Annotated in this window: 12 protein-coding genes; all 12 read left to right on the top strand. The window is 57.0% G+C overall.

Annotated elements, in window-relative coordinates; translation table 11 throughout:
- Positions 1–2 precede the first annotated feature (2 nt).
- The 12 genes from FZE95_RS14105 to FZE95_RS14050 all read left to right on the top strand — a co-directional run bounded on the left by FZE95_RS14105 (position 3) and on the right by FZE95_RS14050 (position 12444).
- Positions 3–1055, top strand: a complete 1053-nt coding sequence (locus FZE95_RS14105; protein ID WP_150301550.1) for a lytic transglycosylase domain-containing protein — start codon at positions 3–5, stop codon at positions 1053–1055.
- Positions 1052–2419 carry a flagellar hook-associated protein FlgK gene (gene flgK, locus FZE95_RS14100; RefSeq protein ID WP_150301500.1) on the top strand — a complete coding sequence of 456 codons (1368 nt, stop codon included), beginning with the start codon at positions 1052–1054 and terminating at the stop codon, positions 2417–2419. Before FZE95_RS14105 ends, flgK begins: the two co-directional genes overlap by 4 nt.
- A gap of 42 nt (positions 2420–2461) precedes the next feature.
- Positions 2462–3376: a flagellar hook-associated protein FlgL gene (gene flgL / locus FZE95_RS14095; protein ID WP_150301499.1), complete on the top strand. Its 915-nt coding sequence runs from the start codon at positions 2462–2464 to the stop codon at positions 3374–3376.
- Between the two features lie 8 nt (positions 3377–3384).
- Entirely contained in the window at positions 3385–4428 is a 1044-nt protein-coding gene (locus FZE95_RS14090; RefSeq protein ID WP_150301498.1) for a hypothetical protein, read from the top strand.
- Positions 4429–4579: 151 nt separating this feature from the next.
- On the top strand, positions 4580–4921 hold the full coding sequence (locus FZE95_RS14085; RefSeq protein WP_150301497.1) for a tryptophan synthase subunit beta: 342 nt from the start codon (positions 4580–4582) through the stop codon (positions 4919–4921).
- 168 nt (positions 4922–5089) lie between these two features.
- Entirely contained in the window at positions 5090–6112 is a 1023-nt protein-coding gene (cysP, locus tag FZE95_RS14080) for a thiosulfate ABC transporter substrate-binding protein CysP (RefSeq protein WP_150301496.1), read from the top strand.
- A gap of 12 nt (positions 6113–6124) precedes the next feature.
- Positions 6125–6991 carry a sulfate ABC transporter permease subunit CysT gene (cysT, locus tag FZE95_RS14075; protein WP_150301495.1) on the top strand — a complete coding sequence of 289 codons (867 nt, stop codon included), beginning with the start codon at positions 6125–6127 and terminating at the stop codon, positions 6989–6991.
- A 5-nt stretch (positions 6992–6996) separates the two neighbouring features.
- Entirely contained in the window at positions 6997–7860 is an 864-nt protein-coding gene (gene cysW, locus FZE95_RS14070) for a sulfate ABC transporter permease subunit CysW (protein ID WP_150301494.1), read from the top strand.
- On the top strand, positions 7860–8984 hold the full coding sequence (locus tag FZE95_RS14065; protein ID WP_150301493.1) for a sulfate/molybdate ABC transporter ATP-binding protein: 1125 nt from the start codon (positions 7860–7862) through the stop codon (positions 8982–8984). The genes cysW and FZE95_RS14065 overlap by 1 nt, the downstream gene beginning before the upstream one ends.
- 192 nt (positions 8985–9176) lie before the next feature.
- On the top strand, positions 9177–9848 hold the full coding sequence (locus FZE95_RS14060; protein ID WP_150301492.1) for a porin family protein: 672 nt from the start codon (positions 9177–9179) through the stop codon (positions 9846–9848).
- A gap of 213 nt (positions 9849–10061) precedes the next feature.
- A complete protein-coding gene (locus FZE95_RS14055) occupies positions 10062–11159 on the top strand; it encodes a carboxynorspermidine decarboxylase (protein ID WP_150301491.1) in 1098 nt (365 codons plus the stop codon).
- 46 nt (positions 11160–11205) lie between these two features.
- Positions 11206–12444 (top strand): saccharopine dehydrogenase family protein, encoded by a 1239-nt coding sequence (locus tag FZE95_RS14050; protein WP_150301490.1) that lies wholly within the window; start codon positions 11206–11208, stop codon positions 12442–12444.
- Positions 12445–12466: the final 22 nt, after the last annotated feature.

The following is a 12466-nucleotide window of genomic DNA, read 5'->3' as shown; positions in this document are numbered from 1 at the left end:
CAATGAATATTCACTCCTTTCCTCAATCGCAACACGGCTTGCGCACCCTTGCCGATGGGGCTGATCCACAGCGGCAGAAGCTGGAGGCCGCAGCCGAACAGTTCGAGGCTCTGTTCCTTCAGCAGATCCTGAAGCAGATGCGCAAGGCCGGCGATGTGTTGTCCGCCGACAACCCGATGCGCAGCCGTGATCTGGACACCATGCGTGACCTGTATGACGAGGCGTTGGCCGACAGCATGTCCAGTCGCGGCCAGACCGGCATCCGCGACATGCTCGTACAACAGCTTTCAGGGCAGCACGATGCAGCCGGGGCTACGCGTGTAGCGCGAATCGATGATGCGCCATTGCCGCAGTTTTCCGGAGGCGCTTTCCAGCCAGTGGTTAATGCCTGGCGGCACGGTTTTGACCAGCTTGCCGGCGCTTGGGAACAAGGCAGCGCTGCGTTTCAGCGCCTGGTTAGCAGTGTGGTGAAGCAGGAGTCAGGCGGGCGCGTCGATGCGGTATCCCCGAAAGGGGCGCTGGGCTTGATGCAGCTGATGCCGGATACGGCGCGGGACATGGCCGCACAGCTTGGCATTCCGTTCAGCGAAGCGCTTCTTGCTGCAGACGGTGAGTACAACAAGCGCCTCGGTAGCGCGTACCTGAACAACATGCTTGATCGTTACCAGGGTAGCGAGGTGTTAGCACTGGCCGCGTACAACGCCGGCCCGGGTCGGGTCGATCAATGGCTGCAAACCCTGGGCGACCCCCGGAGCAAGCAGATCACTGATGCTGAGTGGATCGAACGTATCCCCTTTAGCGAGACCCGAAACTATACCCGGAATATTCTCCAGGACATCGGCCGCGACGTTGCCGCCGAGCCGGAGCGGCGCAGGTCTTCCGCGCCCCAGGCAGCATTACCTGCAGACTCCCCATCGGAGCAGCTTAATAACGGGCGCAGTACGGTCGTCTTGTTTGATCAGAGAACAAAGGCCGTATCTGCACATGACAGCATGAGGCAGTCACCTGCCTTCGCGCAGCCGGTCCGGATTGAAACCAAGGAGTCTGCGTCATGAGTACCCTCAGTCATATTGCCTATTCGGGGTTGCAGTCCAGCCAGATGGCCATGACCAGCACCGGACAGAACATCGCCAACGTCAATACGCCTGGCTTCAGCCGTATTGCTCCTACTCTGGTGTCTGTCGCCGGACAGAACGGGCGTAGCGCGGGCGGCGGGGTCGAGGTCGCCAGTATCCGTCGTCTGAGCAGCGATTTTCAGAATCAGCAGCTGTGGCGAGCCAATACGGAAAAGAACATGTATGCCAGTGCTCAGCAGTATCTTGGTGCGCTGGAAAGCCTGATGGATGGCGATGGATCAAGCATCAGCATCGGGCTCGATCAGTTTTTCTCTGCGCTGAGCGAATTGACTGTCAGTCCTGAATCGATGGCCTTGCGTCAGCAGGTTGTTTCCGAAGCGGGCAACCTGGGACAGCGATTCAACGGGCTGAGCGGGAATATCGACGCCCAGATTCGTGCTCTGCATGAGCAGCGTGAGGCCATGGCGGTGCAGGCCAACGGGCTATTGCAGAATATCGGTCAGCTTAATCAGCGCATCGTGGAAGCCAAGGCATTGGGTGAGGATACCAATGCATTGCTTGATCACCGCGAAAGCCTGGTAGGTGAGCTCAGCCAGTTCGCCAGCATACGCACTACCGACGTTGCGGACGGATCAGTGACCCTGTCGCTGGGTAACGGGCAGCCTCTCGTTGCGGGTAATACTGCGAGCAAATTGCAGGTCACGCGTCTGGCCAATGGTGAGCAGCAGTTGTCGCTCAGCTTTGGCAAGTCGGAGTTTCCGCTGGCCCAGGACCGTCTGGGTGGTGGGCTGGGTGGGCTATACCAGGTGGAACACCAGTCGCTGCGCCCAATGCTTGAGTCCCTGCACGGGATTGCCAGCGAACTGGCCGACGCCGTCAACGCCACGCTGGAGGATGGTTTCGATCTGCAAGGCGATGCTGGCAAACCCCTGTTCGCCTATGACGCCGGCAGCATCACCGGCCTGCTCAATACAACCGGTATCAGTGCCTCGGAGCTGGCGCTATCGAGCGTCAACGATGAGGTCGGCAACAATGATGTGCTGCTTGATCTGTTGGCCCTGCGCAGTAGCACCATTACGCTGAACGGCAACCAGACAACACTGAACGATGCCTATGCCGGCATGCTCGGCCAGGTGGCGGGTGACAGCCGGGAAAACCAGGCCGAGCTGCGAACCGCCACAACGGTAGGTGAGCAGGCCCAGGCCCAGCGCGACAGTATAAGCGCGGTCAATCTGGATGAAGAGGCGGTGAATCTGATGACCTATCAGCAGGCGTATCAAGCCAATATGAAGGTGATCTCCACTGCTAATCAGTTATTCAATGATCTGATGGCGGCATTCTGACCAGACCCGCGCTTTCGAGCGAATCGATGGAGTTGAAACACCATGCGCATTACCAATGCCCAGACTACCGCCATCATGCATGGTGCGATGAACAACAACGCAGCGAAGTTGGGTCATCTGATGCAACAGATGGCTACCAGCGAGCGCATTATCCAGCCATCCGATGACCCTATCGCAAGCGTGCGCTTGCTTCGCTTGCAGCGCGAAGAAGCGAGCCTCGCCCAGTTCCAGTCCAACATGGGTGCGCTGTCGTCCAGTTTGTCGGTACAGGAAGCCAATCTCAAAGCCGCATCGGATACCATGCTCAATCTTCAGGACCTGATGCTCTGGGCAGCTAACGATGCCAATGCCAGTGAAGACATCGCCGCCATTGGTGGAGAAATGGCGAGCATCGAGCAGACGCTGGTCAGCTTTCTGAACGTGCGGGATGAAGAAGGTCGCTACCTTTTCGCTGGCACCAGGAGCGACACGCCGGCCGCTACCTTTGACGCGGATCTGGGCAAATATATCGCTACCGGTAACGACAAGCATCGCCAGGCGGCCGTGGCCAACGGGGTGTTGGTGGATGAGAACGTGACCGTGAAGGAGATCTTCGGAGCGGACCTGGACTTTCTAAACCAGCTGCACGATATGGTCGTCAGGCTGCAGGACCCGGCATTGAATGCGAGTGACCCTGCGGCCAAACAACAGATTCGCGACACCTTGGCCGCGCTTGACCTGACCCATGGCAAGCTCCTGGGGTCAGTCTCGGAGCTGGGCGGCCGCCAGAATATTCTCAGTATGCTGCAAGAGAGCAACGCCGATGTGTCGCTGGTCAATCAGAAAATTGAAGGGGAACTGTCCCAGCTGGATTACGCTGGCGCCAGTATTGATCTGAACCAGTACATGCTCGCATTGCAGGCCACCCAGCAGACGTATCTGAAGATTAATCAGATGTCATTGTTCAGCCAGCTGTAGGTTTCCACTTGACGAAAATTGACAAGCAGCTCCCTGTCGTCACGCCGGTTGACCCGCAAGGCAGAAGCCGGGCCGAGGTTCATCGGGCCCTCGGAGACGATGGCAAGACGCTGCAGCCTGCCAAAGGTGAACAGGCGCAGCGTTATCTGGGCAGCAGCAAACGCTCTGGTTATAACCTGCAGCTGAACCGGCAATTGACCGCCATCCAGTCCGCCGACAGCTATCTGGCTGACGTGGGGCTACGCCTCGACCAGCTGAAGTTGACCCTGAGTCGACAGCTGGCCAATCCGCACGCGAATGAACAGCCTGCGCTAGCCAAGGCGATCGCGGAGTTCAGCCGCATGCTCACTGAGCGCAGCAAGCGTTCGGGTGGTAGTCTGGATAGTAACCTCAAGCTGAGTCTGAATGAGCCTGCCCGCAGCCGGTTTCGGCTCGCCGGGCTGGATTCGATGGAGGCATTGCAGAACGCCGGCAATGAAACCCTAATCATCAAGGCCGGACGTAAGCAGTCTGAGCCGGGTATCGTCGTGCTTGAGGAAAGCTTGCATCCAGAGCAGTTGCTTCGCCGGTTCAACAATGCGCTGGCTTCCGCGGGTGTCCGTGCGGAACTGGACAGTGAGGGTCGCCTGGTCTTCACCAGTCGCGAAGCCGACTGGCGCAAGCTACAGGCCGGTGTGTCCATTCAGGGTGAAGATAAACTGTTCAGTTCCCAGCAGTTCACTCCGGTGCAGCCGCAGGAAGAAGCCTTTCTTGAAGTTGATGAACAGCTGGGCCTGCAAGCCAACGAGCAGCAGCGCCGAACGCTCGACAGAATAGTCAAGGCATTGGACAGGATCGGCTTGCTGCGCGAACAGTTGAACCAGAGAAAGCAGGAAATTCGGGAGTTTCTGGCGCGCCAGGGTGAGCAGGACGATCAGGCGTGGGCGGCAAGCTATGTCCAGTCAGTCTTCGGTCTGATGCAGAAATCATCATCTGATTATATGGCCGTGACGCAGGCTGTGGTGGCGCAGGCCAACCTGAACCGATTCGCCGTGGTTAGTCTGCTGTCATGATTATCTGCCTTTCTGTTATGACGTATTCAGAGTAATGAACATGGCCACTCATACTTGCTATGACCTTTGCACTGGACAGGATTTGACTCGCGGTACATGCTTCGAAAATCAGTCGAAGCCACAGCGCAGTGAAGCGCGCCCGGAGAAATCAATGGTCTATGTTCAGCGTGATGCTGATGGTTTGATACTGCGTGTGGAAAGCACGCCGTTCGGTGAGATGACAGATACCCTGGCTGTCGAGAGCGAAGAGCTGGCCGGATGGCTGCGCGCCAGCGAGGAAGTCCATGCACGGTTATCGGGCCTGAAACAGAGCGATCTGGCGATGGTTCGGGTGCTGGAAGACGTCGTCATCGTATTGGTCGAGCGAGGCGTGATCAGTTTTACTGATTTGCCTGAGGCAGCACGGCGCAAGCTTGACGAGCGGGCCCTGGCGCGAGCTGACATGGAAGGCATTCGCGGCGAAATGACTGAGCTGATAGATAAGCGCAGCTGAATGTCAGCCGCAGTGATACTCTCTCTTGCTACTTATGCTTTAGCGTAAGAAGTAATAAGTAAATCCGTATAAGAAGCTTGTTGTTCTATAGCTTTTCCTTCGCTAGGCTGAGCACCTCATCACATATCCATGTTCGCGTGTCTGCTTGCAGTGCGCGGGAGGCTGCTCATGTTACGTAAATCATCTTGGTTGTCTAAAGCAGGGCGGATAGGCAGCAGCCTGTTGCTGGGTGCGAGTTTATCTGTTGCCCAGGCGCAGGCCGCTGACCAGGAACTCCTGAATTCCTCCTACGATATCGCCCGCGAACTGTTCTCTGAATACAACGAACTCTTCGCAAAGCAGTGGCAGGAAAAAACCGGCAAGACGGTTGAGATCAAGCAGTCTCACGCCGGTTCTTCCCGTCAGGCACAAGCTATCCTGCAAGGATTGCGCGCTGATGTGGTGACCTACAACCAGGTCACCGATGTCGATATCCTGCATCAACGGGGCAACCTGATTCCGGAGAACTGGCGCGAGCGTTTGCCAAATGCCAGCTCACCTTACTACTCCACCATGGCGTTCCTGGTCCGCGAGGGTAATCCGAAGAACATTCGTAACTGGGACGACCTGGTCCGCGACGATGTCAGCTCTGTTCTACCGAACCCGAAGACCTCTGGTAACGGTCGTTACACTTACCTTGCCGCGCTGGGCTACGCTCAGAAGACCTTTGGTGACGACCAGGACGCCATTGATGACTTCCTGCGGAACATGTTGGGTAACGTAGCTGTATTCGATACGGGCGGACGGGGTGCGACCACTACCTTCGTTGAGCGTGGAATTGGTGATGTATTGCTCACCTTCGAAGCCGAGGTCAACAACATCGCGGCGCAGAATGAGGGCTACGAAGTCGTGGTTCCCAAGATCAGCTTCCTGGCGGAATTCCCGGTGACCTGGATCGACAAGAGCGTCGAGAAAAACGGGACCGAAGAGCTGGCCAAGGCGTATCTCGAAAACCTTTATACGGAAGATGCGCAGCGCCTGATCGCCGGATTCTACAACCGTGTGCATAACGAAACGGTCAAAGCCGAGTTCGCTGACCAGTTTCCTGAAGTGGAGCTGCTGCCCGTCGAAGAGATCGGCGGCAGCTGGGAAAATGTGATGAAAGTGCACTTCGCCAGCGGTGGAAAGCTCGACCAACTTCAACGTCGGTAACTCATACCCTAAATGAATCAATCTCCCTCCGGCTTGTTGCCGGGCCGTTCCAGCCAACCCGGCAAGCGCGTCTTGCCGGGTTTTGCGTTGAGCCTCGGCGTATCGCTGTTCTTTATCAGCCTCGTGCTCATACTGCCTGTCACAGGTTTGATCGTGCAGACCGCAGGCATGGGCTGGGCTGAATACTGGGCAGTAGTCACCGATGAGCGTGTGGTGGCGTCTTATAAGGTGACGCTCTGGGCTGCCGCGTTGGCCTCCATCATCAATGGCGTGGTTGGATTGTTGCTGGCCTGGGTTCTGGTGCGCTATGAGTTCCCCGGCAAGCGCCTGATGGACGCGCTCGTTGACCTGCCGTTTGCCTTGCCGACTGCCGTAGCGGGCATCACCCTGACGGCGCTTTTCGCGCCGGATGGCTGGTACGGGCAGCTGTTCGCATTGCTCGGAATAAAGGTCGCTTTCACCCCGCTGGGTATCATTGTGGCGATGTCCTTTACCAGCCTTCCGTTTGTCGTCAGAACGGTGCAGCCGGTGCTGGAGGATTTTGCACCCGAAGATGAAGAAGCTGCTGTCAGCCTGGGTGCGTCGGACTGGACCGTATTTCGCCGCATTCTTTTGCCTGCAATGTGGCCAGCCCTGATGACCGGGGTGGCGCTGTCCTTCACCCGCAGCCTCGGTGAGTTCGGTGCGGTCATCTTTATTGCCGGCAACATGCCCTACGTCAGTGAAATTATCAGCTTGATGATCTTTGTCCGTCTGCAGGAATTTGACCACGCGGCCGCGAGCGCGATCGCTTCGGTCGTGCTTGTGGCTTCGCTGATCCTGTTGCTTGGCATCAATCTTTGGCAGGCGCGTTATCTGCGCCGGCTGCAAGGACGGTAATCGCTATGCATCAACGCAGAACCATGCGCGCTGGCGATCAGCCCTGGGTCAAATGGACGCTTATAGGGCTGGCATTGGCGCTGACGATCACCATGCTGGTCATGCCACTGGTGATCATTTTTACTCAGGCCTTTTCCGGTGGGTTACAGACCTATCTGGGTAACCTGACCGACAGCTACACCCTGCATGCGATTGGCCTGACGCTTTTCGTAGCCGCGCTGACCGTGCCGATCAACCTGGTGTTTGGGGTATTTCTCGCGTGGCTGGTCACGCGCTTCGAATTTCCCGGACGCAAGGCACTGATCACGCTGATCGATATTCCCTTCGCTGTCTCACCCGTCGTAGCTGGCCTGTTGTATTTACTCTTGTACGGCAGCAACGGCTGGCTCGGCAGCTGGCTGGCCGACCGGGACGTGCAGCTGATGTTCTCCTGGCCGGGCATCGTCATGGTCACGGTATTCGTGACCTGTCCCTTTGTCGCGCGTGAATTGATTCCGCTGATGCAGCAGCAGGGGCGAGAGGAAGAAGAGGCGGGGGTGGTGCTGGGCGCCACTGGTTGGCAGCTGTTCCGCCGGGTGACCCTGCCGAATATTCAATGGGCGCTGTTGTATGGCGTGGTGCTGACCAACGCCCGGGCAGTCGGCGAGTTTGGCGCGGTATCGGTCGTCTCGGGCAATATCCGCGGCGAAACCAATACGCTGGCGCTGCATGTAGAGCTTCTGTATCAGGATTACAACGTGGTGGGGGCGTTTGCCAGCGCTTCGTTGCTGGCAGGCATCGCGCTGATAACCATCGTTGTGAAGAGTTTTGTGGAGTGGCGGCAGGCCCGTCAGCGTGCTCCCCTGGATGATCAATCGGACAACCGCTGATGAGTATTTCCATCGAAGGTATCACCAAACGCTTTGGCTCCTTTCAGGCGCTGGACAACATCTCCCTTGAAGTACCGGACGGCAAACTGATTGGCCTGTTGGGCCCGTCGGGCTCCGGCAAGACGACCTTGTTGCGCATTATCGCCGGCCTCGAAACCGCCGATAGCGGACGTATTCTATTTCAGGGCGAGGATGTCACCCGGCTGCACGTGCGTGAGCGGCGCGTTGGTTTTGTGTTTCAGCATTACGCACTATTCCGGCACATGACGGTGGCGCAGAACGTCGCGTTCGGGCTGGAAGTGCTGCCCGCCAAGGAGCGGCCCAAGGCGGCGGAGATCCGCCAGCGCGTCGATACCTTGTTGGAGATGGTCCAGCTTGGTCATTTGGCCAACCGGTATCCTGCACAGCTGTCCGGCGGACAGAAACAACGCATCGCGCTGGCCCGCGCATTGTCGATGAAACCGCAGATACTGTTGCTGGATGAACCCTTCGGTGCACTGGATGCCAAGGTGCGCAAGGATCTGCGCCGCTGGTTGCGCACGCTGCACGACGAGTTTCATTTCACCAGCGTGTTCGTGACGCATGATCAGGAGGAGGCATTGGAGTTGTCCGATCAGGTGGCCGTGATGAGTGCAGGCAAGATCGAGCAGGTCGATTCGCCGCAAAGGTTGTACGCTGAGCCAGGCAGCCGATTCGTGTTTGATTTCCTGGGGCACGTCAACGTATTCGACGGCCGGCTGGAAGAGCAAGTAGTACGGCAAGGCGAGGCTTGGGTAAGACTGGGAGAGCCCGTAACATCAAAAGAACTGCAGCTGTACATGCGCTCCCATGAGGTGCGCTTGCAGTCCATGTCGGAGGCCCATGCCCATCTGCCGCTGCGCATCGAGTCGGTCAGTCTTGTTGGTGCTGAAGTGCGTCTTGAGCTTTCTCCCATCGGCTGGGAATCGGCAGAGCCCTGGGAGGTTGGTATTACCCATGCTCAGTTCAATAACTGGCAGCCGAAGCGTGGCGACCAGTGCTATGCCGTGCCGAGGGTGGCTCATGTTATCGAAGAAGGTTCCGGCGCACCGCGCACGCTGCGCTGGCAAGCAGGGGAGATGGATGATCCCGCTGCAATGATATGAGCAACATGGCTGATTTAGAGGCCCAGCCCAATATATCACGGTCGGGCTACGCCAAGCGGAGTCTAACTTCTTTCGGGTAGCGTTGGGTTGTGGCTGCGGAGTAGTATCGGACACCCGGACAATGGATGCGCCGGGATAAAGGACGAGCTGCCATGAAGGCGGCCTATCACATCATCAGGAGATGACATTTCAATGTTCAAGAAAACACTGCTTGCTGCGCTGGTATCCGGCGTAATGATTTCTGGCGTCCAGGCGGCCGAGATTCAGCCGAATGGGTATTTGTTCGGTAATGTTGGTCAGTCGGATGCGGATGCTTCGAAACTGGGACAAGGCATGGATGCGGCGGCGGATTACCTCGCTTGGGAAGCTGGCTTGGATGTGGGGAGCTCGAAGTTTGATGAGAAAGACACTGCATTCAAAGTAGGTGCCGGTATCCAGCTGAACAGTCATATTGCCGTCGAGTTTCAGTATCTGGACTTGGGCGAGCTAACTTATAAAGCGCAAGGCGTCGACTCAGTTGTTGGTACTACCGGTAGCATGAAAGCGACTTCGGGTACTGACGGTTTCGGTGCTAATTTGGTTGGCTCGTTGCCTTTTGACCGTTTCAAGCTTTTTGGTAAGGTGGGCTATCACAAGCTTAAGACCGAAGTGAAGGCAAGTGCCAGTGTTACAGCGCCCGGTTTCGGATCTGTACGTGCTTCGGCATCGGATGATACGACCGAGTGGGTAACATCTTACGGTGTAGGCGCCTCCTATGCTTTCACCCCTACAGTTGAACTGGTTGGTGAGTACGAGCGGTATCGCGACGTAGCTGACGAGTACGACGTGGACTTCGCTTCCGTCGGCCTGCGCTACAACTTCTAAGCAGTGAGCCTCGTGAATGTCCGGCCATCGCGCCGGACATTCAGAACTTAACCACAGCCCCTCTATTAAACTCTCGCTTTCAGCGTAAAACCTTAGCCCTGAAACCCCTCGCCACATCTTTCCCTCGAAGCCCGTTCCCGTTTCCACTATAATCGCGCGCTTTCTTCACGCCGGGGGCGACCCCCGCTGTCGGGCTGGACGGAGGGTGACTCAGTGATCAATACGCCTTATTACCTGATCGACAAAAGCAAGCTGCTGCGCAATCTGGAAAAGATTGCCTATGTACGGGAACACTCCGGCGCCAAGGCGTTGTTGGCCCTCAAGTGTTTTGCCACCTGGTCAGTATTCGACCTGATGAGCCAGTACATGGACGGCACCACGTCGTCCTCCTTGTATGAGGTCAAGCTCGGCAAGCTGAAGTTCGGCGGCGAAACACATGCCTACAGCGTGGCCTACGCCGACGACGAGATCGAGGAGGTTCTGGCGCACTCCGACAAGATCATCTTCAACTCCATCAGCCAGTTGCAGCGCTTCGCCGACGCCTCCAGCCATCACGTCCGCGGCCTGCGCCTCAACCCGCAGGTCAGTAGCTCGGATTACCTGATTGCCGACCCCTCGCGTCCGTTCAGCCGATTAGGCGAATGGGATGCCGAGAAGGTCGCCGGTGTGATCGATCAGGTGTCCGGCTTCATGATTCACAACAACTGCGAGAACAGTGACTTCGATCTGTTTGACCAGATGCTCACGCAGATAGAGCAGCGGTTCGGTTCGCTGCTGGAACAGGTCGAGTGGGTCAGTCTTGGTGGTGGTATTCACTTCACCGGCGAAGGCTATCCGTTGGACAAGTTCTGCGCCCGGCTCAAGGCATTTTCCGAGCGGTACGGGGTTCAGGTGTTCCTCGAGCCCGGCGAAGCGGCCATTACCATGAGTACCTCGCTGGAAGTTACCGTGCTGGACACCCTGTTCAATGGCAAGAACCTGGCGATCGTGGACAGTTCGATCGAAGCGCATATGCTCGACCTGCTTATCTATCGTCAGCCTGCCAGGATGGAGCCCTGCGATGGACCGAACACCTATATGGTCTGCGGTAAATCCTGTCTGGCGGGGGATATCTTCGGCGAGTTCCAGTTTGATAAGGAACTGGCGATTGGTGACAGGCTGTCGTTCATCGACGCTGCCGGTTACACCATGGTCAAGAAGAACTGGTTCAATGGCGTGAAGATGCCGTCTATTGCGGTGCGCCAACTCGACGGCCAGGTTGAACTGGTCAAGGAGTTCGGCTTCGAAGACTTTGTTAACGGCCTCTCCTGAGGCCATCACCCAAGCCTTTTCCAAGGAGGCGTTTCGAGGAAGAGACATGAAGAAAAACGTTCTGATTATTGGTGCCGGTGGCGTTGCCCAGGTAGTTGCGCATAAATCTGCGCAGCATAATGACATCCTGGGCAATATCCACATCGCTTCGCGCACTGTCGAGAAATGCCAGCAGATAGTCGACAGCGTGCGGGAAAAGGGCAGCCTCAAGGTTGCCGGTGAATTGCAAGCCCATGCCCTGGATGCGCTGGATATAGAAGCAACCAAGGCGCTGATTGCCAAGACACAATCGCAAATAGTCATCAATGTCGGATCGGCTTTCATCAATATGTCGGTGCTGCAGGCCTGTATCGAAACGGGCGCCGCCTACCTCGATACCGCTATCCACGAAGAGCAGGACAAAATCTGCGAAACGCCGCCGTGGTACGCCAACTACGAGTGGAAACGCCGCGAGCTGTGCGCTGAAAACAACGTCACCGCCATTCTTGGCGTCGGTTTTGATCCGGGCGTGGTGAATGCCTATGCGGCGCTCGCGGTAAACGAGTATTTCGACAAGGTCGACGAGATCGACATCATCGACATCAATGCCGGCAGCCACGGTCGCTACTTCGCTACCAACTTCGATCCGGAAATCAATTTCCGTGAGTTCACCGGCCGCGTGTGGTCCTGGCAGAACAGCGAGTGGACGCAAAACCAGATGTTCGAGGTCAAGCGCACTGACGATCTGCCGGTAGTAGGCCAGCACACCAGTTATATGACCGGACATGACGAACTGCATTCCCTGTCGCAGAACCTGAATGTGCCCAACATTCGTTTCTGGATGGGCTTCGGTGAGCACTACATCAATGTCTTTACTGTGCTGAAGAATCTCGGGCTGCTCTCCGAACAGCCAGTTAAGACAGCCGAAGGGCTGGAAGTGATACCGCTGAAAGTGGTCAAGGCTGTGCTGCCTGATCCGTCTTCGCTGGCGCCTGACTATCAGGGCAAAACCTGTATCGGCGATCTGGTGAAAGGGCAGAAGAACGGGGAGCAGAAGGAAGTGTTCATCTATAATGTCGCCGACCACGCTGAAGCCTATGCGGAAGTCGGCAGCCAGGGCATTTCCTACACAGCTGGCGTGCCGGTAGTGGCCGCTGCCCTCCTGATCGCACAGGGCGAGTGGGACGTGCAGAAGATGGTGAACGTCGAGGAGCTACCGCCCAAGCCGTTTATCAATCTGCTCAACGAAATTGGCCTGCCAACGCGGATTCGCGATGAGCAAGGCGATCGTGCGCTGAGCGTCTGATTCGAGGTGCTATCAAAAAGCC

This window comes from Pseudomonas profundi (assembly GCF_008638305.1).
GTDB classification, from domain to species: Bacteria; Pseudomonadota; Gammaproteobacteria; order Pseudomonadales; family Pseudomonadaceae; genus Halopseudomonas; species Halopseudomonas profundi.
The sequence above is the reverse complement of the archived record's forward strand: the minus strand, read 5'-3'. Positions and strand labels throughout refer to the sequence as shown.